Source organism: Acinetobacter sp. MF4640 (genome assembly GCF_002018895.1).
GTDB classification, from domain to species: domain Bacteria; phylum Pseudomonadota; class Gammaproteobacteria; order Pseudomonadales; family Moraxellaceae; genus Acinetobacter; species Acinetobacter johnsonii.
The window spans coordinates 1-24,940 of sequence record NZ_MVOM01000013.1; the positions used below are offsets into that span (position 1 = coordinate 1).

At 40.8% G+C, this 24,940-nt stretch carries 27 protein-coding genes, 1 rRNA gene and 1 pseudogene; 9 read left to right on the top strand and 20 right to left on the bottom strand.

Going from position 1 to position 24,940, the window contains the following annotated elements; all coding sequences use genetic code 11:
* Nucleotides 1–303 precede the first annotated feature (303 nt).
* A 5S ribosomal RNA gene (rrf, locus tag MF4640_RS06065) occupies nucleotides 304–418 on the top strand.
* A gap of 169 nt (nucleotides 419–587) precedes the next feature.
* On the opposite strand, the pseudogene MF4640_RS06070 reads toward rrf, so the two are convergent.
* From MF4640_RS06070 to MF4640_RS06100, 7 genes and pseudogenes are all read right to left on the bottom strand, one after another.
* Nucleotides 588–995: pseudogene (locus MF4640_RS06070) on the bottom strand (roadblock/LC7 domain-containing protein).
* A gap of 18 nt (nucleotides 996–1,013) precedes the next feature.
* On the bottom strand, nucleotides 1,014–1,562 hold the full coding sequence (locus tag MF4640_RS06075) for a GTP-binding protein (RefSeq protein WP_005400223.1): 549 nt from the start codon (nucleotides 1,560–1,562) through the stop codon (nucleotides 1,014–1,016).
* Nucleotides 1,563–1,615: 53 nt separating this feature from the next.
* Nucleotides 1,616–2,536, bottom strand: coding sequence for a hypothetical protein (locus MF4640_RS06080; protein WP_101495471.1), 921 nt, complete (start codon nucleotides 2,534–2,536; stop codon nucleotides 1,616–1,618).
* An 82-nt stretch (nucleotides 2,537–2,618) separates the two neighbouring features.
* The gene (locus MF4640_RS06085) at nucleotides 2,619–2,978 is read right to left on the bottom strand and encodes a hypothetical protein (protein ID WP_004695079.1); all 360 of its coding nucleotides are present in this window, start codon (nucleotides 2,976–2,978) and stop codon (nucleotides 2,619–2,621) included.
* A gap of 394 nt (nucleotides 2,979–3,372) precedes the next feature.
* Nucleotides 3,373–4,032, bottom strand: coding sequence for a hypothetical protein (locus MF4640_RS06090; protein WP_078389015.1), 660 nt, complete (start codon nucleotides 4,030–4,032; stop codon nucleotides 3,373–3,375).
* 17 nt (nucleotides 4,033–4,049) lie between these two features.
* On the bottom strand, nucleotides 4,050–4,481 hold the full coding sequence (locus tag MF4640_RS06095) for a ClpXP protease specificity-enhancing factor (protein ID WP_004695084.1): 432 nt from the start codon (nucleotides 4,479–4,481) through the stop codon (nucleotides 4,050–4,052).
* An 8-nt stretch (nucleotides 4,482–4,489) separates the two neighbouring features.
* Nucleotides 4,490–5,143 (bottom strand): glutathione S-transferase N-terminal domain-containing protein, encoded by a 654-nt coding sequence (locus tag MF4640_RS06100; RefSeq protein WP_004695093.1) that lies wholly within the window; start codon nucleotides 5,141–5,143, stop codon nucleotides 4,490–4,492.
* Between the two features lie 123 nt (nucleotides 5,144–5,266).
* On the opposite strand from MF4640_RS06100, the gene MF4640_RS06105 reads away from it, so the two are divergent.
* A complete protein-coding gene (locus MF4640_RS06105) occupies nucleotides 5,267–5,701 on the top strand; it encodes a hypothetical protein (RefSeq protein WP_004695094.1) in 435 nt (144 codons plus the stop codon).
* A gap of 123 nt (nucleotides 5,702–5,824) precedes the next feature.
* On the opposite strand, the gene rpsI is transcribed toward MF4640_RS06105, so the two are convergent.
* Nucleotides 5,825–6,211 (bottom strand): 30S ribosomal protein S9, encoded by a 387-nt coding sequence (rpsI, locus tag MF4640_RS06110; protein ID WP_004695095.1) that lies wholly within the window; start codon nucleotides 6,209–6,211, stop codon nucleotides 5,825–5,827.
* A gap of 12 nt (nucleotides 6,212–6,223) precedes the next feature.
* The gene (gene rplM / locus MF4640_RS06115; RefSeq protein WP_004695096.1) at nucleotides 6,224–6,652 is read right to left on the bottom strand and encodes a 50S ribosomal protein L13; all 429 of its coding nucleotides are present in this window, start codon (nucleotides 6,650–6,652) and stop codon (nucleotides 6,224–6,226) included.
* 491 nt (nucleotides 6,653–7,143) lie between these two features.
* On the opposite strand from rplM, the gene pdxA reads away from it, so the two are divergent.
* The 3 genes from pdxA to MF4640_RS06130 are packed head-to-tail and all read left to right on the top strand — an operon-like array spanning nucleotide 7,144 to nucleotide 9,807.
* The gene (gene pdxA, locus MF4640_RS06120) at nucleotides 7,144–8,112 is read left to right on the top strand and encodes a 4-hydroxythreonine-4-phosphate dehydrogenase PdxA (RefSeq protein WP_039889961.1); all 969 of its coding nucleotides are present in this window, start codon (nucleotides 7,144–7,146) and stop codon (nucleotides 8,110–8,112) included.
* 32 nt (nucleotides 8,113–8,144) lie between these two features.
* Complete coding sequence (gene rsmA, locus MF4640_RS06125; RefSeq protein WP_078389016.1) at nucleotides 8,145–8,957, top strand: 16S rRNA (adenine(1518)-N(6)/adenine(1519)-N(6))-dimethyltransferase RsmA; 813 nt, start codon at nucleotides 8,145–8,147, stop codon at nucleotides 8,955–8,957.
* 1 nt (nucleotide 8,958) lies between these two features.
* The gene (locus MF4640_RS06130; RefSeq protein WP_078389017.1) at nucleotides 8,959–9,807 is read left to right on the top strand and encodes a symmetrical bis(5'-nucleosyl)-tetraphosphatase; all 849 of its coding nucleotides are present in this window, start codon (nucleotides 8,959–8,961) and stop codon (nucleotides 9,805–9,807) included.
* A gap of 42 nt (nucleotides 9,808–9,849) precedes the next feature.
* Here the strand turns inward: MF4640_RS06130 and MF4640_RS06135 are convergent, their stop codons facing one another.
* The 5 genes from MF4640_RS06135 to hflX all read right to left on the bottom strand — a co-directional run bounded on the left by MF4640_RS06135 (nucleotide 9,850) and on the right by hflX (nucleotide 13,540).
* Complete coding sequence (locus tag MF4640_RS06135; protein ID WP_004695101.1) at nucleotides 9,850–10,299, bottom strand: DUF2147 domain-containing protein; 450 nt, start codon at nucleotides 10,297–10,299, stop codon at nucleotides 9,850–9,852.
* A 278-nt stretch (nucleotides 10,300–10,577) separates the two neighbouring features.
* Nucleotides 10,578–11,021: a DUF2147 domain-containing protein gene (locus MF4640_RS06140; protein WP_078389018.1), complete on the bottom strand. Its 444-nt coding sequence runs from the start codon at nucleotides 11,019–11,021 to the stop codon at nucleotides 10,578–10,580.
* Nucleotides 11,022–11,108: 87 nt separating this feature from the next.
* On the bottom strand, nucleotides 11,109–11,783 hold the full coding sequence (locus tag MF4640_RS06145; protein ID WP_004695104.1) for an LrgB family protein: 675 nt from the start codon (nucleotides 11,781–11,783) through the stop codon (nucleotides 11,109–11,111).
* Between the two features lie 10 nt (nucleotides 11,784–11,793).
* Nucleotides 11,794–12,165: a hypothetical protein gene (locus tag MF4640_RS06150; RefSeq protein ID WP_004695106.1), complete on the bottom strand. Its 372-nt coding sequence runs from the start codon at nucleotides 12,163–12,165 to the stop codon at nucleotides 11,794–11,796.
* A gap of 43 nt (nucleotides 12,166–12,208) precedes the next feature.
* Nucleotides 12,209–13,540 (bottom strand): ribosome rescue GTPase HflX, encoded by a 1,332-nt coding sequence (hflX, locus tag MF4640_RS06155; protein WP_078389019.1) that lies wholly within the window; start codon nucleotides 13,538–13,540, stop codon nucleotides 12,209–12,211.
* A gap of 387 nt (nucleotides 13,541–13,927) precedes the next feature.
* Here hflX and MF4640_RS06160 point away from each other — a divergent pair, with 387 nt between their 5' ends.
* On the top strand, nucleotides 13,928–14,752 hold the full coding sequence (locus MF4640_RS06160; protein ID WP_026056514.1) for a lysophospholipid acyltransferase family protein: 825 nt from the start codon (nucleotides 13,928–13,930) through the stop codon (nucleotides 14,750–14,752).
* Nucleotides 14,753–14,756: 4 nt separating this feature from the next.
* Here the strand turns inward: MF4640_RS06160 and MF4640_RS06165 are convergent, their stop codons facing one another.
* Nucleotides 14,757–16,298, bottom strand: a complete 1,542-nt coding sequence (locus tag MF4640_RS06165; protein WP_413772691.1) for a phospholipase D family protein — start codon at nucleotides 16,296–16,298, stop codon at nucleotides 14,757–14,759.
* A 188-nt stretch (nucleotides 16,299–16,486) separates the two neighbouring features.
* On the opposite strand from MF4640_RS06165, the gene MF4640_RS06170 reads away from it, so the two are divergent.
* Nucleotides 16,487–17,497 (top strand): metallophosphoesterase, encoded by a 1,011-nt coding sequence (locus MF4640_RS06170; RefSeq protein WP_078389021.1) that lies wholly within the window; start codon nucleotides 16,487–16,489, stop codon nucleotides 17,495–17,497.
* A gap of 7 nt (nucleotides 17,498–17,504) precedes the next feature.
* Here MF4640_RS06170 and MF4640_RS06175 read toward each other — a convergent pair whose 3' ends face one another.
* The 3 genes from MF4640_RS06175 to trhA all read right to left on the bottom strand — a co-directional run bounded on the left by MF4640_RS06175 (nucleotide 17,505) and on the right by trhA (nucleotide 20,171).
* The gene (locus MF4640_RS06175; protein ID WP_078389022.1) at nucleotides 17,505–17,927 is read right to left on the bottom strand and encodes a hypothetical protein; all 423 of its coding nucleotides are present in this window, start codon (nucleotides 17,925–17,927) and stop codon (nucleotides 17,505–17,507) included.
* A 142-nt stretch (nucleotides 17,928–18,069) separates the two neighbouring features.
* Entirely contained in the window at nucleotides 18,070–19,386 is a 1,317-nt protein-coding gene (locus MF4640_RS06180; RefSeq protein WP_078389023.1) for an MFS transporter, read from the bottom strand.
* Nucleotides 19,387–19,529: 143 nt separating this feature from the next.
* On the bottom strand, nucleotides 19,530–20,171 hold the full coding sequence (trhA, locus tag MF4640_RS06185) for a PAQR family membrane homeostasis protein TrhA (protein WP_078389024.1): 642 nt from the start codon (nucleotides 20,169–20,171) through the stop codon (nucleotides 19,530–19,532).
* 107 nt (nucleotides 20,172–20,278) lie between these two features.
* On the opposite strand from trhA, the gene MF4640_RS06190 reads away from it, so the two are divergent.
* The gene (locus MF4640_RS06190; RefSeq protein ID WP_005400237.1) at nucleotides 20,279–21,493 is read left to right on the top strand and encodes a class I SAM-dependent methyltransferase; all 1,215 of its coding nucleotides are present in this window, start codon (nucleotides 20,279–20,281) and stop codon (nucleotides 21,491–21,493) included.
* Nucleotides 21,494–21,552: 59 nt separating this feature from the next.
* Complete coding sequence (locus MF4640_RS06195; RefSeq protein WP_078389025.1) at nucleotides 21,553–21,987, top strand: GNAT family N-acetyltransferase; 435 nt, start codon at nucleotides 21,553–21,555, stop codon at nucleotides 21,985–21,987.
* Between the two features lie 33 nt (nucleotides 21,988–22,020).
* On the opposite strand, the gene MF4640_RS06200 is transcribed toward MF4640_RS06195, so the two are convergent.
* Together MF4640_RS06200 and MF4640_RS06205 are read right to left on the bottom strand one after the other, a co-directional pair.
* Nucleotides 22,021–22,362, bottom strand: a complete 342-nt coding sequence (locus MF4640_RS06200) for a hypothetical protein (protein WP_078389026.1) — start codon at nucleotides 22,360–22,362, stop codon at nucleotides 22,021–22,023.
* Nucleotides 22,363–22,550: 188 nt separating this feature from the next.
* On the bottom strand, nucleotides 22,551–24,683 hold the full coding sequence (locus MF4640_RS06205) for a 3-hydroxyacyl-CoA dehydrogenase NAD-binding domain-containing protein (RefSeq protein ID WP_078389027.1): 2,133 nt from the start codon (nucleotides 24,681–24,683) through the stop codon (nucleotides 22,551–22,553).
* Between the last annotated feature and the right edge of the window lie 257 nt (nucleotides 24,684–24,940).

Sequence of the window (24,940 nt, forward strand, 5' to 3'; positions counted from 1 at the left end):
TGTGGAAGCATAGTGATATGTGAAGCTGACCAATACTAATTGCTCGTGAGGCTTGACTATACAACACCCAAACAGTTGGTGTTGTGGTTCAAATCACTGCAAACAACTTGATTTAGTTATAAAGCTAGATACATGAGCGAGGAATAAACAAACATTAATTATGTTTGTCCGAGCGAAAGACATAAAGCTATGCTTTATGTTAAAATCAACTCAAATATACCTGTTAATAACTCATTTGATGAAAGTTAGGCACGAAGAGCACTGCTCTGAGGTTAGACCAAACGAATAGTCATAAACAGTTGTGCTGGCGACAATAGCAAGAGTGAACCACCTGATCCCTTCCCGAACTCAGAAGTGAAACCTCTTAGCGCTGATGGTAGTGTGGAGTTATCCATGTGAGAGTAAGTCATCGCCAGCTCATTAATTCTAAATCCCCCTCCGCTTAAAGCAGAGGGGGATTTTTTTATGCTGAATATATTAAATAATAAATGAGAGACAAGAAGAATATTAGCTAAAAATAGCCGTTAATATTTAATAGGTTTAGTTGCTATTAAAAACTAAATTTGTTTATATTTTTATCAGATGGATCAGTATTGCATGATTCGACTGCTGGCATTTTTTAGGGTATAGAGTAGCTGTCCTAAGAGTACATCTTTTTCAGTCAAGGTTACGATAATCATTGGATGATTTGAAGAAGGGATCGAGGTTAAAATGGCTTTACCATTGTCTGCATCCAAAGTAATTGATTGACAACCTTCGAGATGAATTTCATTCATAAAGGCCGCAACCATAGCTAAAATCGAGCTACTAACTGCTGCAAGCTTAGTACTGTTATAACCATCTCTCTTATAAACATGGGCTAACTCGAAGCCATCTGTGCTACACAGCATGACCTAATTGACACTGCGAACATTCATGAGAACATCTTGGATCTCATTCTTTGCAAAATCAATTAACTCTTTTGGTGCTGTGCGGCTTTGCGCTAAAGTAAACATATAGAACCTCGTTAAGGGTTAATTGGCAATATTTGAGTTGATTTCAATGGAGGTAATAAGCGCTTCTAATAATAATAAAACGTCATCTTTCTTTCTTGCGTCGATAAAGAAGAGTGGAGAAAAAAGGTCATTTTGTAATAACCAGTCTTTATAGATAGTGGTTGATTTGGTTGACTCAGAAAGAAGATCGGTATGTGTAATGCCGATCGCAATATTGTCGGTAAAGCTTTGAAAGGCTTCCAGATAACTTTCTAATTCTTGAATAGGGTTATCTGAATGATGGTCAATCAAAATCACAGCACCAATAGCACCTTTAGTAATGGCAGACCAAATAAAGTCGAAGCGGCTTTGCCCAGGTGTGCCATAGAGCCCGATGGTCAGGTTTTCATCAAGCGTGACTTCACCATAATCAATACCAACAGTGGTTTCCAATTTGGTATGACGCTGTGCATCTGTATTGAAAGCCTCCGTTTGCAGTACGATAATCTCTGAGAGTGATCGAATCGCTTCCGTTTTACCCGCGCCCATACCACCAGCAAAAACAATTTTAAAGCGTTGTAAAATCATATTATTATCCTATATACCTAGTTTTTTTCTTAGTTTCCCAAAAAAGCTTTTAATTAATCCTGCTTCTTCTGTAACTTGAGGGATTTCTGGTGGGTTAAAATGTTTATCCCAAATATTATTTTTGAGAGATTATGGGTCGCAATATTGGCCGCAATAAAGCGCTGCACAGTTTCAATGGGGAGGTTCAACTGCGTTGCAATTTTTGAAACTTTACCACCTTGAATAAAGCAGCTGGAAAGTTGAAAAATGGTTTTCCTGTCCACATTGCTTGCTGGCTTAGGCCACATATGGATCTTAAAATGCCCATCTTCAGGTGCAATTTCTTTCAAAAATATGGATGAATCCCAAAAAAACTGCCATAACCAGTCGCTAAGTATATGGGGTTGCTTACGTGAGACTTTCATGAAGTTACTGGTGCTGGCAATGTCATAATCAAAACCAGAATCTGTAAAGGCTTGTTCTCGTTCTGTATTGAGCCAAGCGATATTTTTCTGAATATCAATAATGGCAATGGTGCCCAAAGTATCAAAAAGATGTAGCTTCGAGTTACGTTCTGTATCCAGCATTTTGCTGAAATATTCTAATTTGTAGGGTGTTTTTTTATTCTGAGTTTCGATAGGAAGGATTTGTTGATTCTCAAAAGAGGGATGTAGTAGATGTTGAATAATCCAATTCGAGAAGCTTTCAATATGCGTAATTGGTAAAGAAAGTGTATTTTCGTGGAGTCGGTTTTCGTTATGGGTTTGCTTAGAAATTTTTAGCCATGGGAACTGACGACTTCGAATGATCTTTTGGATCCCTTCGGTTTCATAAAAACTTTCATGGATAAATAAACAATCAATAGTTGGGTCAGCAGCGGAGCTCCAGTTAATTTTATACTCTTGAGGAATGAGATTACGTAGCTGTGTTTTAAGTTCGTCAGAATGGTTTGAACTCAGGCCGGTAATCGCAATATTAATATATTGCTTATTCATAGTGTTTCTTTAATTTAATTAGGTTGAAGAGGACAACGCATACAACCCCTTTCCCAAAAGGATGAGAAAGGGGCAATTCAAATTAAGAAAAATCTAGGCCTTTTTCATATCCTTTGAGTTCATGGCGAGCCATGGCAAGATTTGCTTTAGAGCGTTCAAGGACAAGATATAAGAAAATTTTGTCATTGCCTTCTAAAGGACGAATAAGGTGATACTGCTTACCCAGTGTAATTAAAATATCTTCAATTGAGTCATTTAAGTTTAATGCTTGTGCAACACGTCGTTTTGAGCGAACGACTTCAGTATTACCTGCCGCCGCGAGTTCTAAATCGATGCTTCCACCGCCTTGAGTTGCTAGGGCTAAACCGCTTTCCCCATCGACCAATGCTGCTGCATAGAATCCATCGATATTTGCTAATGCTTCCAATGACACTTTAGCCATAGTTTTTCTCTTCAATTTTATGAGTTTTAAAATCCTTTTAACTTGTTGTTTCACAATTCGATTTAACTATATGGACGGTGTGAAAAAATTATCAATATAAATAAATGTAACAAAAAAAGATGAATAAATGTACAATTAAACCCGAGGCTTTTAGTCAGTTTTTGCTAGAGATTTTGTGATTAGGTTTGCGGATTTTAGAGAGGAGTGTGAAAAAGTTTATTGTTATTTGAAAAAGTGTTTAATTTATTTGCTATTGTAACAAAATGTAACTTTTACCGTTTGGACAAATAAAAGCAAAAAAGAAATTGATTTTTTTGCTTTTTAAAGATGAAATATATAATTATTTTTCATTAAAAAATAAAGGGATGCGCAAAATGAGTGCATCCCTTGGAGATTAGACAAACATTTGACTTGCTGCGCAATAAAGTCCCCATAAAATCACGATAGCCACAGCAGGCTCAATCAGTTTTGCCCATGTTGGCGTTGGATTTTGCTCTGCTACCTGTGTGTGTAGCTGATCTGAGTGGTCTGTTGCGTGTTGATTTACCATTTGATTAAACTCCTTCATCGTCTCTTCTAATGATAGCTCTTCTTCAGGCTTTGGTTTAGAGCCAATCAGTTCTGTTAGCTCACTTGTTGTCCAAATCCAGTCATCAGCCAGACCAGAGAGGTGCTCGATTTGACCGACAAGCAGCTCACGTATTCCATGTTCGCCAAAGTTTCCCGTGACATCAAGTTGTTTGAGTTCAGCAAACTGAAGACCCAACATTGTAGTCAAGCTATGTTCTAAGTCTGCCTTCGCTAACTGTGATTCATTTTGCGGAGACGTGGTGAGATGCCTTGCAAGTTCTTGAATATAGAGATGATCCTGAGTTTGAATCTCTTGATAGAGCTTGGTGCCATCTTGACGCATCAAAGTGATGAGTTTTCCAAGGGAGAGGGTGTTGGCCTCAGAAAGATATTGAAGTCGCTCCTCATCTGAATATTGACTCAGAAGCTCAGGCTTTTGAATTTTAATCTGCTCTGCAAAATATTGTACTAAATCAAAAGCCATATAATTACTCCATTTTATTAATCTAATAACCTTAAACTTGGTTTTTTCTTAGCGGGTTCAGTTTTTTCTTCATTGTCTGATTTTAAAGCATTTTGCTCACTTTGGGTATGATTGTCATACTCACTTGGATCGAAGAATAAGCCTTGTCCATTTTCACGGGCATAAATGCCAATCACAGCATTAAGTGGGACATAAATATCACGAGATACCCCACCAAAACGTGCAGAGAAGGTAATTGCATCGTTGCTCATATGTAGCGCATGTACGGCATGAGGGACAATGTTTAAGACAATTTGCCCATCTTGAATAAACTGTTCAGGAACGAGAGTATTGGGCTGGGTTGCATCGACCATTAAATGTGGTGTCAATTGGTTATCACAAATCCATTCATAAATGGCGCGAGCTAAATATGGACGAGTCGGCGTAAGGTTTAATTCTTGATCAGACATAATGTTCTCTACGGCTGTTTAAATTCAGATTGATAATGGTTTTTCTCCTGCAGAGTTAAAGACTTTAAAAATGCAGGACGACTAAAAATACGTTGACAATATAAATAGATTGGGCGGCATTGCTGTTTGGGTAAATGCACGCCCATGCTGTTTAAGCGTAGAAAGATAGGCGCAAGCATGCAATCTAAAATACTAAAGCTTTCCGACATGAAATAGGGGAAATGTTGGAACAATGGTGTTAGGGAAATGAGGGTATCTTTCAGTTTTTTTTGTGCTTTCAGCTTTGCTTGTTCATCAAGTGTATCTGGATGGCGCAGCATCATATCAGCAAGCTTTAACCAATCTTGTTCAAAGCGCCAAATATACTGACGCTGTTCCGCACGAGGCATAGGTGCGTCGGCATAGAGCTTGTTTTGACGATAACGATCGTCTAAATATTCAGAGATGATATTGGCATTAAATAGTTTTAAATCATTTTCAATCAACATCGGTAGCTGATTATAAGGGTTTAAGCTGGCGAGATCTTCGTCATCTGCATCACTTAAAACCAAATGGTATTTAATTTGCTTTTCTGCAAGTACATAACGAATCCAATGGGAGCGAAAATCATCTGCATGGCTATACAGCGTAATTCCTTGAAGCGGAGTAGTTTCGACAGACATATTTCAAGAAACTAGGTGAAGTGAATCGGTTAGAATACTAAAAATAGCCAATAAAATCATCTTAACTTTAATATGCTTATACAATCGAACAACTTGGAATAAATCAAAAAGAAGGATAGAAGCATGCAGCTTAGGCTCAGAATCACCCAATCGATTGCAGTTATTATATTAATGACTTGCATCTCAAGTAGTTATGCTCAAAATCAAGATGCAGCCGAACAGGTAGATGTAGCACAGCAGACTGCTGAATATGCAGCTTGTATTGCCGATGAAGCCTGTGATGTCGCTACTTCTGTATCTGAGGATGAGATGTATGGCGGCATTCAGCAAGAATATACAGTAAAAGGCTGTAAGGTCACTGTTTATAATGATGGGCCTGTGAAAATGGTCGATGAGAAAACCGATGAGCCGTGTAATGCACCACTTCCCAAAGATCATCAATTCTCTAAATCTAAAGAAGTACATACATATCAAGAAAATGATTGCATCGTTACCGAACAGATTAGTATGGATGGTGCTGCTGATGCGACAATGGACTGCTCAAAGAGAGGTCGGTAAAATAACATCTAAAACTAGAATTTAATCGATCTATTTGAACGTAAGTAAATAATTTTGAAGAAAAATATAGTATAAAAAAACCTCGGAAAATTCCGAGGTTTTTTGTCCGATTCGGTAAACGAATTAACGTTTAGAGAATTGAGGACGTTTACGAGCTTTACGTAAACCAAGTTTCTTACGTTCAACTTCACGAGCATCACGAGTAACGAAACCAGCTTGACGAAGAGCAGGTTTAAGTGTTTCGTCAGAAGCGATCAACGCACGAGTAATACCGTGACGGATAGCGCCAGCTTGACCACCGATACCACCACCAGCAACAGTGATGTAAAGGTCATACTTTTCAGTAACTTCAAGAAGCTCTAAAGGTTGACGAACAACCATACGAGCAGTTTCACGACCGAAGTATTGCTCAAGAGTACGGTTGTTAATTACGAGCTTGCCTGTACCAGCTGACAAGAAAACACGTGCAGTTGCGGTCTTACGGCGACCTGTACCATAATTAGTAGCCATGTGCTGTATCCCTTAGATGTCCAAAACTTGTGGCTGTTGAGCAGCATGTGGATGCTCTGTACCTGCATACACTTTCATTTTCTTGATCATTGCATAACCAAGAGGACCTTTTGGTAACATACCTTTAACAGCTTTTTCTAAAACTGCTTCAGGTTTGTGAGCGATTAACTTTTCAAAGTTAGTCTCACGGATACCACCAGGGAAGCCAGTGTGGCGATAGTATTTTTTATCAAGTGCTTTTTTACCAGTCACTTGAATTTCTTCAGCATTGATTACAACGATATAATCGCCAGTGTCAACGTGAGGAGTATAAGAAGTCTTGTGCTTACCACGTAGACGACGAGCGATTTCAGTCGCAAGGCGACCTAAAGTTTTGCCAGAAGCATCAACAACGTACCAGTCGTGTTGAACTTCAGCAGGCTTAGCGCTGAGAGTTTTCATTAAACCACTACCTATTATAGTTGGTTTGGACTATGGAATCTGTCCAAACAAAAGGAGACGCGATTCTAAACGAAGTTGCTCAGAATCACAAATGAAAATATAAAATTTCAAGAGCCGTATTTTAAGGTATTTCCCTACATAAAGGAAGAGATCAAAGTTTATTCTTTTTAAAAAACGACAAAAGAGTTCAAACTTTAAAAAATGAGGAAACAGCGATATTGAACTTTATGACTTCACTGAATGAAATGCGGGATCATCACCATAGAACCATTTTAAAATAACGGATAGTACAGGAGTTACGACTCGCAATTTCTTTGCTCATGTTTTATATGTTTGAGGCTTTATTTTTTCTTTGAAAGTCGATGGAATGTGAAAACAGGATAAGTGAGGATTTAAATATAAAAGAATAGGTTCAAGTTGAGTACGGTGAATGCGGAGATACTGGGTGAGACGTTGTATAATAGTCAAAACGCATTTTACTTGAGTTGATCATGTTGCCTTTATATGTGACCAGTGGTGAACCTGCTGGGATTGGTCCAGATATTTGTTTAAGCCTTGCTACTCGTATAGATGAGCGTCCGATCGTGGTCCTTGGTGATATGAACTTGCTACGTACACGTGCAGCATGTTTGGGATTGGACATTGAACTGATTGAATATTCAGGGCGAGAAGCATCATCAAATCAGGGTCAACTTTATGTTGAGCATGTGCCTTTAAGCGAAGCTGTTGTAATGGGTGAGCTCAATCCTGAAAATGCGCCTTATGTCTTAGAGCAGCTACGGCGTTCGGCCGATTATGCTATGTCTGGTAAAAGTGTAGGTGTTGCAACTGCACCTGTACAAAAGTCAGTCATCAATGATGCTGGGATTCACTTTAGTGGACATACCGAATACTACCAAGAGTTTGCTGGTGTTGAACGTGTGGTGATGATGCTCGCAACCAAGACCTTGCGTGTCGCGCTGGCTACTACACATTTACCTTTGAGAGCTGTACCCGATGCGATTACCAAAGAGCGACTGTATCAAGTCATTGATATTTTAATTCAGGACTTAAAAAGCAAATTTAAAAAAGAGCATCCACATATTTTAGTATGTGGCTTAAACCCACATGCAGGGGAGGATGGTTATTTGGGTATGGAAGAAATTGAGGTGATTAACCCCGTGCTGGAAAGCTACCGTGCTCAATGCATAAATATGAGCCTGAGCCTACCTGCTGACACCTTATTCACCCCAGAAAACTTAAAAGATGCCGACGCTGTTTTAGCGATGTATCACGATCAGGGCTTACCTGTGTTAAAATCGCAAGGGTTTGGTGAAGCCATTAATATTACTTTGGGCTTGCCGTTTATTCGTACCTCAGTTGATCATGGCACAGCTCTCTCCCTCGCAGGCACAGGTCTTGCGAAAAGCTCAAGCTTACAGGTCGCTGTTGATTTAGCGTTAGAATTAGCTCGTCACTAATGTTCAGTGATTAACTCACGTTGGAAAATTTTATGTATCAAATTAATGCCTTAAACCCTAAAGATGAAGGGCACCATACGCGGAAGCGTTTTGGGCAAAACTTCTTACATGACCAACGTGTGATTGCCAAGATTGTACGTTCAGTTGCACCACGCTCAGGTGATAACATTGTGGAAATTGGGCCGGGTTTGGCAGCCTTAACCTCTCCGTTGATTGGAGAGTGTGACGCACTCACGGTGGTCGAATTAGACCGTGATTTGGCGGCCGGTTTGCCGGGGCGTGTGCCACATCCTGAACGTTTAACCATTATTGAAACCGATGCACTCAAATACGACTTCACTAATTTATTTGAAGATGGTCGTCCTTTACGTGTTGTGGGGAATTTGCCGTATAACATTTCGACGCCACTTTTGTTTCATCTCTTGGAGTTTGGTGACAAAGTTAAAGACATGCATTTTATGCTACAAAAAGAAGTGGTTGACCGTATTACGGCTTCTCCAAATAGCAAAGAATATGGTCGTTTGTCGGTGATGATTCAGTATTTCTGCAAACCTACGTTCTTGTTTGAAGTACCACCGGGTTCATTTAACCCGCCACCAAAAGTGACTTCTGCGGTGTTTCGTCTAGAGCCGTATGCGGTTAAGCCGATTGTGGCAAAAAATGAAAAAGCCTTAGCACGTTTGGTCTCGCATGTCTTTACTCAGCGCCGTAAAACTTTGCGTAATAGCTTAAAAGGCATGTTGGCTGAAGATGGTTTTGAGCAAGCGGGTGTTGATCCGATGGCGCGTCCAGAGACTTTAACACTGGCTCAATTTGTGGCATTAGCAGATCAAATGGTGGCTTAAGGTGGCAGGCGCAGAGATTCGATACAATTATGTCATTGGTGATGTGCAGGGTTGTTTTGAAGCACTAAAAGCCTTGCTAAAGACCATTCAGTTTGATCCTGACCAAGATTTTATTTGGTTTGCAGGGGATTTGGTTGCCCGTGGTGAAAACTCATTGGGTGCTTTACGCTTTATTAAAAAATTAGTAGAGCGTAATGCGGCTGCAACAGTTTTAGGCAATCATGATTTAACTTTGCTGGCGGCTGCACGTGGCATTAAAGCAATTAAAGACAAAGATAACATTCGTGATGTGATTGATGCGATTGATAGTGATGATTTGATTGATTGGCTACGTAAACAACCCTTGTGTGTGTTTCCAAACGCAACCACGGTTCTGACGCATGCGGGCATTCCAACCAATTGGACAGCAGAACAAACTGCTGCTTTAGCCGCAGAAGTTGAGGCGGTCATTGCAGCGGATGATTTTGATGTTGTCGACGCCTTTTTAAAAGAAATGTATGGCAAAGAGCCCACCTTATGGTCTGATGAACTGACGGGGCATGCGCGTTTACGTTGTATCGTAAATTATTTGACTCGTATGCGTTTAACCGATAGTGCTGGGCGTTTGGAGTTTAGTTTTAAAGACTCACTCAGTGACCCAATGCCAGAAGGGTTCAAACCATGGTTTGAATTCGCTTCACAAGCGGCACAAACCCATAAAGTTGTGTTTGGTCACTGGGCCGCTTTACAAGGTAAAACCATTTCAGACTCGATTCAAAATGTAGATGGCGGTTGTGTTTGGGGGCATCAATTAATGGCCTACCGTTTAGAAGATGAGACCTTATTTGCCGTTGATAATCCAGTTCAATAGCACATGCATTAAAAAGCCACGAAGTTCGTGGCTTTTTTATTCTTAGTCGATTCTTAACCAGGTTTGGTTACGACCTAAAGCAGAAACACCGATGTATGCACGTAGCGAAAGACGCTTTCCTGTGGCATTCAGTTTCATTTTCGCATCATAAAGTTTGCCAGACAGCGGATCAATCACACGACCTTTTTCATAGTTATTGGTGCCGTCGACATGCTTTAAGCCTTTAATAATGTCCATACCCAAAATTGGTTTGTTGGTATATGGCGTAGGGCAATTCACACAAGTTTCTTTTGGCGTATAACCTGGGCGTGGTGTAATTTTTACAATTTTTCCAGTGTAAGTATTATTCGATTCTTTACGAATTTCGATAATGGCTTTTGGTGAGCCTGACTTATCATCAATTTGTTGCCATGTCCCTGTTAAGTCCTGTGCAAATGCTCCCCCGCAAAGCATGGACAATGTTAATCCCGCGATAAAAAACTTACTTTTCATATAAGGTTCTCTATAGTTTCACAAAAAGATATCCAAGACACAGAAAAATAAACAGTTTGCACAAGGCAAACTGTTTTGTGTTTAGATATGAATTAGGCAGTTGCCTTTAAAAATTGAAAAATCATACATGCTTAGCTGAAACTCTTTTATTCATTGAATTTGAAACAATCAGACTAAGTTTGATGCAATGTATGAGTGACTCGGTAGTGGTCTACAAATCTAAAATGAATCGATCAAGTGATTGCGTAGACCAAGTCTGTTCAGTAATAGAACCTAGATTATTCTCGAATCCACGTTTGACTACGACCTAGAGCAGATATACCCACGTATCCTCGCAAGGTTAAGCGTTTGCCATTCGAACTGAGTTTTGCTTTACAGCTATAAATATTACCAGACAGTGGATCAATGATTTTTCCACCCGTGTAATTGGTATCACCGCTGTGTTTCAAACCTTTCATCACATCCATGCCTAAAATAGGCTTATTGGTATACGGCGCAGGGCAATTAATACAAGTTTCTTTTGGTGTATAACCCGGACGAGGCGTCACTTTAACGATCTTAGCGGTATAGGTCCCATTTGATTCTTGGCGAATATCAAGGATGGCTTTTGACGACCCAGTTTTGTCATCAATATTTTTCCAAGTGCCGCTAATATCTTCAGCGAAAGCTGTACTACCTATAACGGTTGTAGCGAATGCGATTGCAAGTGTCAATTTGCTCATGAACAAAATCCTTTTATCATTTAATCAACGACAAACTCATCTTAAGTCGATTTTTTAAACAATACAATTGTTTATGTGAGGAACATATCACATTTTTTGCAAGTATAGAATAAACAACGGTAACCAGATTGCTGTAAATACCGCATTGACAGCCATTCCAAAGGCTGCGTAACGTCCAGCAATACTTCCCCGTTGCCATGCTTGAGCTGTACCGATGGCATGAGCTGCAAGGCCTAGCGCTAAGCCCGATGCTCGTTCGTCATTAATGTGTTTGAGAATCAGTGGTGAAAATGCAGCACCAATCACACCGGATAAAATCACGATTAAAATAGCCAGACTCACAGGGGCTTGCAGCAGTGTTGCAATGTTAATCGCAATTGGCGTTGTGACTGCGCGTGTAGCAAATGCCATAATGGTAGGATCGGACAAATGTAGTAGATAAGCCAGTCCCATCGGTAGTCCGACCGCACTGATACTGGCAAAGACCAAGATGCCCACCACTGCTTTGAGGGGGAGGTCATCATAGCGCATAGCAGCCAATGGAATAGCTAATGCAACCGTCACATAACCGAGCAGATGGTTAAACACTGGATTTACCTGTGCCATATATTGCTCATACGGAATGTTTAACAACAACAGCAGGGCAATCACAAAGCACATGCCAAAAACAATCACTGGAATTTGTGGCAGTTTTTTGTTGAGTGGCTTTGCCAGTAAGTAGGCAACGAGGGTTAGGAAAAAACCGAAAATAATGGGAATCATGTGCACACTCCTAAAGCCATTTCTTAGACATTTTTGCGTAAACCCACAGTGGAATTAGTGTGCTGACAAACAGCACCACCAAAAACATTGGGATTTCACTGCCTAAATGCGTCATCATCAGCAGGGAGCCTGCACTGATCGGTAGAAAAGCAAAGGCACTTTCTTTCATGATTTTATTGTTGGTATCGACCAAACGTGCTGGAATTTTATGAAATTTTCTCCAACCCAAAAGGACGATTAATAAACTAATCAGTCCAATTAAATTGCCCAGTTCAGGATGTCCAAAACGTCCAGTGATCCATACAGCCGCTTCACGAAAGATGATGATCAGGGCAACCGTGCCGATCCATGCTTTCCAATCAACAGTTTTTATCCATTCCATTTTGTTCTGTCATTAAAATTTTACTTATCACGTTTTAACCGATTTAGCTTTTGATTTCAAATTCTTCGAGTTCACGATGAAATTGTTTTGCTTTCAAACCTAAAATTTCATCAATCGGTAAATGTGCTTGTTTAATCAATTGTTCAAGTTTATGTGGTGCAATATACACTTGTAGGTGTAGGTTGCCCTCATCATCATAATTTTCAGATTGAATCACATTTAGGGCGTACAGTTGATTACGTAATTTGCCATAGGCAGGTTTGAGTAAGACGTCAAAGTTTTGAATTTGACCCATCAAACACTCTTGTACCGATTGGCGTAGTAGATCAAATCCTTCGCCTGTATATGCTGAGACATAGACACGCTCAGGTACATTTGGTTCAGCGTAAATGATTTTGGCTTGTTCGCCACTTTGATCGATCTTGTTATACACCCGTAGAATTGGAATATCTGCGCCAATTTCTTTGAGCACTTTTTCAACAGCTTCAATTTGTTCCATATGGTCAGGACTGCTCGAGTCAATCACATGCAACAGCAAACTGGCTTCTAATGTTTCCTCTAGCGTCGCTTTAAACGATTCCACTAAAGCATGCGCAAGATTACGCACAAAACCAACCGTGTCGGCTAGAACCAGCGGACCAATACCATCCCATTCCAAACGTCTTAAGGTTGGATCTAAGGTTGCAAATAGCTGATCTGCGGCATAAACATCAGATTTGGCAAGGGTGTTAAACAGGGTTGATTTACCCGCATTGGTATAACCAACCAAAGAAACGGTTGGAATGGCAGCTTTTTGACGTGCGGCACGCCCTTGGATACGGGTCTGACGGACTTTTTCTAATTTATCTTTAAGTTGTCCAACCCGGACACGGAGTAAACGGCGGTCAGTTTCGAGTTGCGTTTCACCTGGACCACGGAGTCCAATCCCGCCTTTTTGGCTATCGAGGCTAATGCCTGTACCGACCAGTCGAGAAGACAAGTGATCCAATTGAGCCAATTCGACTTGAAGTTTCCCTTCATGGGTACGGGCACGTTGTGCAAAGATATCTAGAATAAGGCGTGTACGGTCAATAACGCGGCACTTGATAATGCGACTCAGATTACGTTCCTGACTGGGTGTCAGGGCATGGTCAATAATCACCAGCGTGGCTTCAAGTTCCTCAACACGAGCAGCAATTTCTTCTGCTTTGCCTGAACCAATGAAATATTTAGCATCGGGTTTGAATCTTTGAGCGTGAATATGCTCCAGAATTTCTGCACCTGCCGACTTAGCAAGCAAACGAAATTCTTCTGCATCAAGGTCTTCCAGAATATGGATGGCAACACTGACTAAAATGGTTTTTTCGCCACCTTGCTTCTGCTCAAAATATTCCACTAAATTCGATCTCACATTGAAAACTCTAGTGTAGATGAATTTGTTGAGATTGAGCGAAATAGTTATGCTGTTGCCTTACATTGAGCGAAATAAGTGAACCAAAAGCAGCAAGGTGCCAAAGTATAAAATACTGAGCCCTATAATAAATTTCAGTGCCTGAACAGGATTTAACGGCGGAGCTGGAGGATTCATTTGATCGTTCATGTGCGCACCATGTTTTGGTATTTCGATTGATTTATTTTAATTAATTTGTTTAAACGATTAAAATTGAAAATAATCATCTGGGCCTTCGGTTTTTATGATCAATGCAAGTTAGTTAAGATCAGTATAGAATGAGCCGAAATCAATGATTAAATGTTGAATGAAGCTGTGCCAAGTGAACCGTCTATGCAATCGAATACTGAAATAAAAACAACATCAATAAAAGGTGTCTCTAAGCTTTTTCTGTATGGTAAAAAGCTGGCTTCAGGGCTTGGCGCCGTGTCCGAAGGTTTTTATTTGGTCTATCGACATGGCTTGTATAAAGACATTAACAATCCACAAAATACCCGTTACGTGCAGTATTTCTGTCGTCGACTGTGCAAGGTTTTTAACATTGATGTGCATGTCCACGGGGATATTCCACGTAAGCCTGCACTTTGGGTCAGCAATCATATTTCGTGGTTAGATGTAGCAGTTTTAGGTTCAGGCGCACGAGTTTTCTTTTTGGCCAAGGCTGAAATTGAAAAATGGCCTGTGTTTGGCAAATTAGCAAAAAGTGGTGGAACCTTGTTTATTCAACGTGGTTCAGGCGATTCCATCAAAATTCGAGAGCAAATTACAGCGTTTTTAAAACAAGATATTCCTGTGTTGTTTTTCCCAGAAGCGACCACGACCGATGGTTCTAAAGTGAAAAAAGTTCATGGACGTATATTAGGCGCAGCAATTGAGGCCCAGCGTGATGTGCAAATTTGTTTGATTTGCTATGTGAATCAACAAGGCGGACTTGACCAAGTCTCTCCGTTTATCGGTAACATTAGTTTTGCCGAGCATGTTAAAAAAGTACTAGAAATGCCACAAGTGACGGCACATTTAGTTGCGCTCCCGGCCATTTGTACCGCAGGACATACGGTTGAGAGTTTAACTGCATTGGTCCAACAAAAAATGGTGCAAGGTTTGGCTGATTTACATCAGAAAGTTTTGAAGTCCCAGCCCAACATGCAACAAGCTTGAAGGCTTACATAAAGCCTTCAATCGGGAGCCAAGAGACGACTTTGAGACCAGCACGTTTGAACCAATTCATTTTGGGTTCAGTGGTATAGGTTTTGGTAGAGCCATCAGCTTGTTTGATTTGCCAGTTAATGTTTTTATTTGCATCTAGGACCAGCTTATAGGCATATTTACTGAGGTTTTGGTCCATGGTGTAGTGTACCGCTTTGGCCAGCGGCGGACTGTTCAGTAAAACCCCAATTTCTGTATTTAGGTTGGCAGAGCGGGGATCAAAATTAAATGAACCAATAAAAACCTGTTTCTCATCAATGGCCATGAGTTTGGCATGCAGACTCGAGCGGCTTAATCCTTTGATGCTGACTTTGGCTTTTTTCGAAATTTCTTCATTGTTTTCGTTTAGGGCTTCGGCCGCAGGCGTGGCTAAAAACTCATAGAGTTGAACACCACTTTCCAGCAAGTCTTCACGATATTTTCCATAGAAGGCATGGACCAACGGCACATCATTGGCTTTAAATGAGTTGGTCAGTACGCGAACTTGAATGTCACTTTGAGCGAGGTTTGCCAGATGTTTTTTGCCTTTACGTTCAGGCACAAAATAGGCCGAAATAATGTCGATGCTTTCCATTGGCTTTTCTAAATGGGTTTGCAACTGGAAGTTTAAATGTTCTTCTTTTTTCGCACGAGACTTGGTTTTGCTTGGCGAGTCTTTCACCACTTCGGCTTTGACCCAATCGAACTGGATACTATCATTTAGCCAGTGTTCAAAGGCCTGCGAACGATTGGCCAGATCCAAATAATTTTGTACGGTCACTTCCTGATAGTGCTGCTCTAACTGGGTTTTTAAACCTTCATAACGCAAGCTGTAATGGTTAGCGTTGACAATTTGACGCACTGGAAAGGCATAGTCGTCATTCCAGTATTCATCGAAGGAATGCACAATTTCATCTGAGGCAGAGCCGACCAACATCACATCAACATCAGAAAATTGATAACTGTCGCTGACGTTATAATATTGATTGCTCATGTTACGCCCACCAATCAACGAAATTTGATTATCGGCAATGAAGCTTTTGTTGTGCATACGACGGTTGATGCGTTTTAGATTTAAGACCATATCCATCGCACGATAGTGACGGAAGCGGTAGGGGTTATACAGTTTGATATCAATATTGGCGTGTTGATCGAGCGCCAAATAAATGCCTTCCATTTTCTTGGCATTGTTATCATCGATTAGTAATCGAACCTTCACCCCGCGATCAGCGGCTTTCAAAATAGAATAAAGCGCTAAAGAACCAATACGATCGTTGTCCCAAATATAGTATTGTAGATCTAAGGTCTTTTCTGCCTTATCAATAAGATGGATACGCGCGGCCAATGCTTCGAGTGGATTATAGAGAATATGGAAACCTGTAAGGCCTGGATTTTGTTCACGTAAAGGCAGTACGATTTTGCCTAAACTGGTTTGATCGGTTGGCAAATCAAAGGCATAGACGGGCGTCTGTGGGATCTGTTTGGGTAAGGTATTACACGCTGGGACAGTCAAAACCATACAGCTCAACAACAACAGTTTGGCACCTTGCTGAGTCGAAGATGAGCGGAATAAAGTTTGTTTCGCTAAGCCGTGAGGTTTTTCCATCGTCATAAAGTCTATAAATTTGGTTTGAGTATAATTCTGAGCTGTGAAAAGATAAACAGAAGATTATGTGTTCTTGATGAACAATTTGTGAGTAAAAGTCTATGATGAATATACACTCCGTCGTGTTCTATTTTTATATTGCGATGGCCTTGCTTGCGGGGTGGGCGGTGTATCAGGCATGGATCAGTCAAACCAATACGGAGACTATTCATCCGTTTAAGGCCTTTGTGCATTTGTTGGCTTTTTATCTCTCTTATTTACTCATTCCTTTGTTTTTCTTTAGCTTATATGCAGGTTTTCAGGGTTATTATTCATGGCATGAAGCTATTTTTGTGTTTTTGGTCAGTGGTGTGCTGTGTTATGCACGTTTCATTGAACCGCATTTTGTACATGTCAAAACTACTCAATATCAAATCCAAGAAGATTATAAATTACTTAAACCCGTTCGGATTGCGTTAATTGCCGATCTACACATTGGTCTATTTTCAGGGCATGAGCGACAACTGAAAACCATCGTCAAACGACTGAATGAACAAAAACCTGATTTGGTGGTGGTTGCAGGGGACTGGACTTATGAACCTGAAAATACACTGGCAGAAGAATTAGAAGTATTGCAAGAAATTAATGCGCCAGTCTATTCGGTCAATGGCAATCATGATGAACAATATCCAGGCCCGCCGATTCAAAATTTGTTAAGACATGCTTTGAAGGTGAATAATGTGATTGATATTGAAGGTCAGATTGTTGAATTTGAAGAGTTTCGTCTGATTGGAGTCGGGGATTTGTGGGCAGGCAAGGCGGATATGCGTTTTATGCCGCATTTACCGCAGGACAAACCGTGGGTCATCCTATCGCACAATCCAGACACGATCGATATGGTACCCGCTTTACCTAGCCGTCCTTTAATGCTTTCAGGTCATACGCATGGTGGTCAAGTTGAACTGCCATGGCTCACAGACTATGTAATGAAAAAAGTGTCTATATTAGGACACAAAAAAGGCTTGTACCGACATGAACATGCGGATGTGTTTGTTACGGTTGGAACAGGCATGGTGGGTGTGCCGTTTCGTTTTCGTGTACCACCGACGATCGATATTATTGAACTGATTTAAGTTGGGTTTAGAACCAATAAAAAATAAAGCTTAAAACCAAAATGACCACAGCCAAGACGATCCAAAGGTTGTGATTTTTTGTATGAAGCGCTTGTAGGTCTTGTATTGCATCGAGGTTATTCACTGCTGTGCTATGCGGGCTTTGTGGCTGCTGTTGTGTAAAGCCCCGTCCTTCAGACACAAGGGAGCTGTGGTGTCTTAATTCAGCGGTTGATATGCGTTGCTGTTGATGTCGTTTATGGCGATACATGCTTTTTAGCGCAGCATCATGCCGCTTCGTGAGTTCAGTCACGATCTCTTGTGCATCATCGTATTGAAAAGCGGTATGTGTGGCGATGTATTGAATGGCTTGAATAATTTTATTTTCTTCAACTAATACGATGACATCAAGGAGTTGTTCATTGGTGAGTTGTTGTATTTTTTCATCCATTTTTCGGTCCTATTCATCTGTATCTCTCTCTATTTTTGAAGTAAAACTACAGATTTTAAATATGGTTTTTGTAGCGTTTGTTAAAGCATTGGTATAAAAAAACCAGCATCATTGTGCTGGTTTTTAGACATCAAATTCAGGGTTAAATTTGATTGTTTACATCATCATTTTTGGTTTCACGAATCATTAAGAACGCACATAATGACAGAAGCGATGCCGCCGTGAGGTAGTAACCCACTGCGTGTAAACCGTAGGTGGTTGCAAGTTTGGTGGCAATGAGAGGCGCAAATGATGCTCCAAAGATCCCCGCAAGGTTAAAGGTCAGCGCTGAACCTGTATAGCGAACAGATATTGGAAAAATTTCAGAGAGCACGGTACCAATCGGTCCATAGGTTAAACCCATGATGGATAAACCAATACACAGGAACAAGAACACAACAAGGGTATTGCCTGATTCCAACATGCTTGAGAATACTAAACCAAATAATGCCGCAGCAATACAGACTGCAATAGAGGTGGTTTTACGACCAAATTTTTCCGCAAAAACCGCCGACAAGGGGATGAATGCAGCAAAGCAGAGGGTTGCGACCAGTTGAAGTTGTAAGAACTGTTCACGGGTGTAACCGAGCTGTTTGGTACCCCATTGTAAAGCGAATACGGTTGTGAGGTAGAACACCACAAAAGTGCAGATGGCTGCAATGGTACCTAAAATCAACATGCCCCAGTGCTTGGTGATCACTTCTTTAAATGGAATGTTAACTTCTTTTTGCTTGTCTAAAACTTTCTGGAACGCGGGGGTTTCATGGAGTTGTAAACGAATCCACAGACCTACAATCACCAGTAAAGCACTTGAGATAAAGGGAATACGCCAGCCCCAAGTCATGAACGCTTCTTCAGTCATAAAATGACCCAGCGTTAAGAATGAACCAGTTGCTAAGATAAAGCCAATCGGCGCGCCCAGTTGGGGAAACATGCCATACCAAGCACGTTTACCTTCAGGTGCATTTTCCGTGGCAAGCAATACAGCACCCGACCATTCACCACCTAAGCCGAGTCCTTGACCTAAACGACACAGCGCAAGCAGTAATGGCGCGGCAATTCCAATTTGTGCATAGGTGGGTAATAAGCCGATACACACGGTTGAAAGTCCCATGGTCAGCAAAGCTGCAACCAAGGTCGCCTTTCGGCCGATACGATCACCTAAATGTCCAAACAGTGCAGCACCAATCGGGCGTGCAATAAAGGCAATCGCAAAGGTTGCTAATGACTGAATTGTAGCGGTCATCGGGTCGGTACTTGCTGGAAAGAACAAATACGGAAAAATGATGACTGCAGCAGTCGCATAAATATAAAAATCGAAGAATTCGATTGTGGTACCTACGAGACTGGCTGTAAGTACGCGAAATTTTGAGTTTACAGGCTGCTGTTGTTCTGCAACAGCAGTATTTAATGACGCCATGGTAGACCTTACACTTAAAAAATAGTCGAACTGAGTTTTAAAAGCGTCATCTTTTTAAAAAAGGCGTAATTTTTTAAAAAAATACGAATGTTCCTCGGGCAGACTACGGAATTAGGGTTACTAAAAAATGTAGTGTGCGCGGGTTATATGACGTAAAGATAGATGGACAGGAAATGTGATCCTGCACCAATCAATACAAAAATATGCCAGATAGCGTGCGTATATCTTACCTTTTTTAGCGCATAAAACAATGCACCGATGGTATAGGAAAGTCCACCAATGATTAAAAAAGTCAAAGCTGGTTTAGATAAAAAGCGTTGCATATCATCCATTACCAGTACAGCCAGCCAACCCATAAGCAGATAAGCAATCAGTGAAACTTTTTCAAAGCGATGAATGAAAACTAACTTGAATAGTGTACCAATGAGTGCAATCACCCAAAGTGCAATGAGTAGGTAATGGGCTTTTTGCGTGGGCAGTGCGATAGACAAAAATGGAGTGTAGGTTCCCGCAATCAGATAATAAATGGCAGTGTGATCTAATTTTTTATACCAGCCGCGACGCTCTGGAGATTCCGCAAAATGATACAAGCTTGATGCGGCAAATAATAAAAATAGGCTCAAAGCATAGACCCATAGCCCGATCCACTGCGCTGTTTCTAAGTAAGACCCTTTGATAATCAATAAAATACCTGCTATGAGTGCAAGAGCTGCACCAATAGCATGGCTAATGAAATTGATTCTTTCTTCAGCAGGATCGTAGTTGACAACAGGGTGAGTGCTCATAAGTCGTGTGCATTTTTATAAAATATACAACTGTATCGTAATTCAAATTTGCATTTAGTGTAAGACGCTTTAAAATTTAATCGCAATTCTTTTTTTTGGTTTCTATTATGACCGTTTCGGTATCGTCCTCTGCGCAAGAGCAGCAATTCCTTCAAGCCTTCCAGCAAGCGCTTGAATCTCAAAGTTTTGATCGGATGATTCTGAGTCAATATCAGGGTGAACTAGAGAAACTCGAGAAGATGACTTTTCGGGTGGTGATGTTGCAAGGACAGCCTGTATTGAGCTGTTTATATCGTTATAAAACCCAAGACGTCACCAAAAACTATTCATTAGACACAGCACTTGATACGGTAACTGCACTTTTGGCGCAGTGTAAACAAGCCAATTTGATGACAACTGAACAAGAGTTGCAACTGAAGAAGAACAAGAAGAAAGCCATGCTGACGCAAAGTAAAAATAAAACGGTAACCAAAGCTGTTGAGCAGCAAGGTCATGACCGTGTCAAACAGCGTTTTGTCGATCAAGACAGTTATTTCTTACAGCCGCTTGGTATTACCGATGCAAAAGCGCACATCATTCCCAGTATGGCGCGTAAGTGGAAGCAGATTAATAAGTTTGTCGAAATTTTCTCAGGAGCACTAAGTCATATTCAGCTGCCTGAACAACTGCGCGTGGTCGATTTTGGCTCAGGAAAGGGCTACTTAACCTTTGCTTTGTATGATTATTTGCTGAAGCAAGGACTGAATCCTTTTGTGACTGGGGTGGAGCTAAACAGCAAGATGGTACAATTCTGTCAGGAGGTTGCGAACAAGTCAGATTTTCAGCAACTTGATTTTTTTCAGGGTGATGTTCGGACGTACCAACCTGAACGCCTCGATGTGATGATTGCGTTGCATGCATGTGATGTCGCGACGGACTTTGCGATTCATACCGGCATTCGTTTAAATGCTGAAATGATCATGTGTGCGCCGTGTTGTCATAAAGAATTACGTCCACAGCTGAAAGCTCCACTCGTGTTGCAACCGATGTTGCAGTTTGGCATTCATGCAGGACAGCAAGCTGAAATGCTGACGGATACTATTCGTGCCTTATTACTCAAAGCCTATGGCTATGAAACCAAAGTGTTTGAGTTTGTAGCACTTGAGCATACCAGTAAGAATAAAATGATTTTGGCAACCAAGCGTAAGGATTATCAAGCGCCAGATGTTGCAGTCTTGGCACAAATTCAAGCCTTGAAAGAGATGTATGGTATTCAAAAACACTCACTGGAATTGCTATTGAATAATCAATGGGATCAGCAAGATGTAGGCTGTAAATGCTGATCTGAACATCACTTTTTAGTGCAATGACCAATATAGAGATGATTTATAGGGAAATGAAAATGCCAAGCTTGAGAATTACGCACGGAACATGGGAAGAGTTGCAACAGGCTGCGAAAATGATTCGTGAACAGGTCTTTATTCAAGAGCAAAACATTGCTGCTGAAGATGAATGGGATGAGCAAGATGAAATCGCAGTTCATTTTGTGGTCTATGAACAAGATCAAGCCATCGCCACCGCACGACTTTTGCAAAATCATAGTATTGGACGTGTTGCAGTTTTAAAGTCACATCGTGGTTTGGGCGTAGGCAAAGTTCTGATGCAGGCGGTGATTGCATATGCTCAACAGCAACAGCATCCATTTTTAGTCTTATCCTCTCAAGTACATGCGCAAGCGTTTTATCAGGCTTTGGGCTTTACGCAAGAGGGTGAGGAGTATTTGGATTGTGGTATTCCACATATCCATATGCGTTTATCATCCATAAAAAAGCCCTGATCTTTCAGGGCTTTTTTTATTAGTCACAGCATATTAGTGACCATGTTCAGATGACATTTTCGCGTGTTCATCGGCATTCATACTGTGCTCATCAGCGGTTGCATGTTCTGTGGTATCTTCAGAAGCTGCTTGAGCTCTTGCTTCACGTGCTTCTTTATCCGCTTGTGCTTTGGCCATGGCTTCTTCAGACATCGCAGGCGCATTTTTAAAAGCATGTTGCTGAGAGTTTTGCTGCATTTGCTGACTTGGCATATAGTCAGGCTCATTGGTGATCGCAAGGTAGAAGATACCTAAGAAAATTCCACTTAAAATGAAAGCAATAATCAGTGCTTTCCAACCCCATGGTGATTTTTCAGGAGAAGTATTGTCAGTCATGTGCAACAGCCCAATTGAATAAAAATAAATCTAAAACTATGTAACTTTATAACACAAAAAACTGCATCGGGCTTGAAAAGAATGCACTAAAATAAGTCAAAATTAGATGCTGAATCAGCAGGTTAATTTTGTTGTGTGCTGCGAGCGCAAAAAAGGGATCTGCTGATCCCTTTTTTAAGATTGAAGTTTTAGCGAATCTGACCCGATGGCACTGATTCAACCAGACGTTGTGGTGCCTTAAAACGCTCACCGTATTTCGCTTCAAGTTCATTGGCACGTTGTACAGCTTGGTCTAAACCATATTGATTTAAAAACTGAATCGCTCCACCTGTCCACGGCGCAAAACCAATCCCAAAGATCGAACCGATATTGGCGTCAATTACAGACTCAAGAACATTTTCTTCATAACAACGTAAAGTATCTAGTGATTGTACAAACAGGAAGCGGTCTATCATTTCTTGTTCAGAAATATCTACATCTTGCTTCCAATGGTTCAAACCCTCCCAAAGATGTTTTTTACCACCTTCTGGATAATCATAGAAACCTGCACCAGCAGCTTTACCTTTACGGTCAAAAGTATGAATCATGGTTTGAATCACATCATCTGCACCTGAACGAGGTAAATCTTTACCTTCAGCCTGAAGCGCCTTACGTGTTTCATTGGCAACATGTTCAGAAAGTGTTAATGCAACTTCATCTTGAATGGCTAATGGGCCAACTGGCATACCTGCTTTGAGTGCTGCCATTTCAATACGAGCTGGATGTACACCTTCATGCAGTAAACGTAAACCTTCTTGAACAAAAGTACCAAATACACGACTGGTGAAGAAGCCACGGCTATCATTCACAACAATCGGAATTTTGCCAATTTGCTGTACATAATCATATGCTTTTGCCAAAGTTTCAGCAGAGGTATTTTTACCTTTAATGATTTCAACCAATTGCATTTTATCGACTGGGCTAAAGAAATGCAGACCAATGAAGTTTGCTTGATCTTTCGATGCATTTGCCAAACCAGTAATTGGTAATGTCGAAGTATTTGAAGCCATCACACCACCTTCTACAAGGAATGCTTCGGCTTCTTGAGTGACTTTCGCTTTGAGTTCTTGATTTTCAAATACAGCTTCGATAATTAAATCACAGCCTTTTAAATCTTCCGCAGATGCTGTAGCTGTAATTAAACTTAAAACCTGATCACGTTTTTCAGCCGTCATACGACCTTGGGAGACCTTTTTATCCAGTAATTTTTGGCTATAGGCTTTACCTTTTTCTGCATTTTCTACAGAAACATCTTTCAGTACAACGGGAACCCCTTTAATTGCTGTTGAATAAGCAATGCCTGCACCCATCATCCCTGCACCAAGCACACCAACTTTGGTCGCTTGCCATTTTTCAACATCTTTAGGACGGCTTGCCCCTGCTTTAATGGCATTCATCCCATGCCAAAAAGTACCGATCATATTTTTTGAAATTTGACCTGTCGCAAGATAGGTAAAATAACGAGATTCAATGGTTAGTGCCGTATCCACATTGACTTGTGCACCTTCAACCGCAGCCGCCATGATCGCTTCAGGTGCAGGATAGCAACCTTTAGTTTTATCACGGAGCATCGCTGGAGCAATTGCCAGCATTTGCGCAACCGCAGGTGTTTTAGGATCACCACCCGGAATTTTATAACCTTTTACATCAAACGGTTGTTGTGATTTCGGATTGGCTTTTACCCAAGCAATCGCCTTATCCATCAACTCTTCAGCTGTTTCAGCAGTATCTTGAATTAAGCCGAGAGATTTTGCTTTATCTACACCAAACTGCTTACCTTCCATTAAGAATGGAAAAGCATTTTGCAGACCTAAAAGACGTACCATGCGCACGATACCACCACCACCTGGCAGTAGACCTAAAGTTACTTCTGGAAGTCCAAATTTAGTTTTAGGATCATTCAATGCAATACGTGCATGACAGCCTAAAGCGATTTCCCAACCACCACCTAAAGCCGTACCGTTCAATGCTGCAACAACAGGAACACCTAAAGTTTCGATATAACGGAACTCTGCTTTCATTTTCTGAATCATTTCAAAAAAAGGTGTGGCATCTTCCAAACGTGCTTGGATTAATTCATCCAAATCACCGCCTGCAAAAAAGGTTTTCTTCGCTGAACGGAGAATAATCCCAGTAATCGATGTTTCAGATTTCAGTTTAGAAACAACATTTTCCAAAGCCACACGGAAATCTGCATTCATGGTGTTTGCAGATTGGTTTGGAGAATCTAAAGTCAGAATAATAATGCCATCGTCATTTTTTAAATATTGAATTGCGCTCATAAAGTTTTTATCCAAATGATTTTTTGAACTTGGAATGTATACTTCTGCATAATTGTATGAATATTCAGCATCGCAGAGTCATTCCAAATTTATTTTAATTTCGGGTTTAACCTTCGGTTCGACCTACTTTTGTTTCGTCAAAAGTAGGCAAAACCATTGTCATACGCAAAACCTGTTTTAATGACTATTCCTATCGAAAGGATTGCAAAAACATTAGATTCAAAAAATGGGTAGGTTGCGTATGACTGATTTGTGTA

Coding starts and splice junctions, on each gene's coding strand:
- MF4640_RS06080 (WP_101495471.1), bottom strand. CDS start 2,536: ATGAATAAGCAATATATTAATATTGCGATTACCGGCCTGAGTTCAAAC.
- trhA (WP_078389024.1), bottom strand. CDS start 20,171: ATGAGCACTCACCCTGTTGTCAACTACGATCCTGCTGAAGAAAGAATC.
- MF4640_RS06170 (WP_078389021.1), top strand. CDS start 16,487: ATGATGAATATACACTCCGTCGTGTTCTATTTTTATATTGCGATGGCC.
- MF4640_RS06100 (WP_004695093.1), bottom strand. CDS start 5,143: ATGTCTGTCGAAACTACTCCGCTTCAAGGAATTACGCTGTATAGCCAT.
- MF4640_RS06195 (WP_078389025.1), top strand. CDS start 21,553: ATGCCAAGCTTGAGAATTACGCACGGAACATGGGAAGAGTTGCAACAG.
- MF4640_RS06190 (WP_005400237.1), top strand. CDS start 20,279: ATGACCGTTTCGGTATCGTCCTCTGCGCAAGAGCAGCAATTCCTTCAA.
- MF4640_RS06180 (WP_078389023.1), bottom strand. CDS start 19,386: ATGGCGTCATTAAATACTGCTGTTGCAGAACAACAGCAGCCTGTAAAC.
- rsmA (WP_078389016.1), top strand. CDS start 8,145: ATGTATCAAATTAATGCCTTAAACCCTAAAGATGAAGGGCACCATACG.
- MF4640_RS06145 (WP_004695104.1), bottom strand. CDS start 11,783: ATGATTCCCATTATTTTCGGTTTTTTCCTAACCCTCGTTGCCTACTTA.
- rplM (WP_004695096.1), bottom strand. CDS start 6,652: ATGAAAACTCTCAGCGCTAAGCCTGCTGAAGTTCAACACGACTGGTAC.
- pdxA (WP_039889961.1), top strand. CDS start 7,144: ATGTTGCCTTTATATGTGACCAGTGGTGAACCTGCTGGGATTGGTCCA.
- MF4640_RS06105 (WP_004695094.1), top strand. CDS start 5,267: ATGCAGCTTAGGCTCAGAATCACCCAATCGATTGCAGTTATTATATTA.
- MF4640_RS06175 (WP_078389022.1), bottom strand. CDS start 17,927: ATGGATGAAAAAATACAACAACTCACCAATGAACAACTCCTTGATGTC.
- MF4640_RS06200 (WP_078389026.1), bottom strand. CDS start 22,362: ATGACTGACAATACTTCTCCTGAAAAATCACCATGGGGTTGGAAAGCA.
- MF4640_RS06205 (WP_078389027.1), bottom strand. CDS start 24,683: ATGAGCGCAATTCAATATTTAAAAAATGACGATGGCATTATTATTCTG.
- MF4640_RS06085 (WP_004695079.1), bottom strand. CDS start 2,978: ATGGCTAAAGTGTCATTGGAAGCATTAGCAAATATCGATGGATTCTAT.
- MF4640_RS06075 (WP_005400223.1), bottom strand. CDS start 1,562: ATGATTTTACAACGCTTTAAAATTGTTTTTGCTGGTGGTATGGGCGCG.
- rpsI (WP_004695095.1), bottom strand. CDS start 6,211: ATGGCTACTAATTATGGTACAGGTCGCCGTAAGACCGCAACTGCACGT.
- MF4640_RS06165 (WP_413772691.1), bottom strand. CDS start 16,298: ATGGTTTTGACTGTCCCAGCGTGTAATACCTTACCCAAACAGATCCCA.
- MF4640_RS06090 (WP_078389015.1), bottom strand. CDS start 4,032: ATGGCTTTTGATTTAGTACAATATTTTGCAGAGCAGATTAAAATTCAA.
- MF4640_RS06095 (WP_004695084.1), bottom strand. CDS start 4,481: ATGTCTGATCAAGAATTAAACCTTACGCCGACTCGTCCATATTTAGCT.
- MF4640_RS06140 (WP_078389018.1), bottom strand. CDS start 11,021: ATGAGCAAATTGACACTTGCAATCGCATTCGCTACAACCGTTATAGGT.
- MF4640_RS06150 (WP_004695106.1), bottom strand. CDS start 12,165: ATGGAATGGATAAAAACTGTTGATTGGAAAGCATGGATCGGCACGGTT.
- MF4640_RS06135 (WP_004695101.1), bottom strand. CDS start 10,299: ATGAAAAGTAAGTTTTTTATCGCGGGATTAACATTGTCCATGCTTTGC.
- MF4640_RS06160 (WP_026056514.1), top strand. CDS start 13,928: ATGCAATCGAATACTGAAATAAAAACAACATCAATAAAAGGTGTCTCT.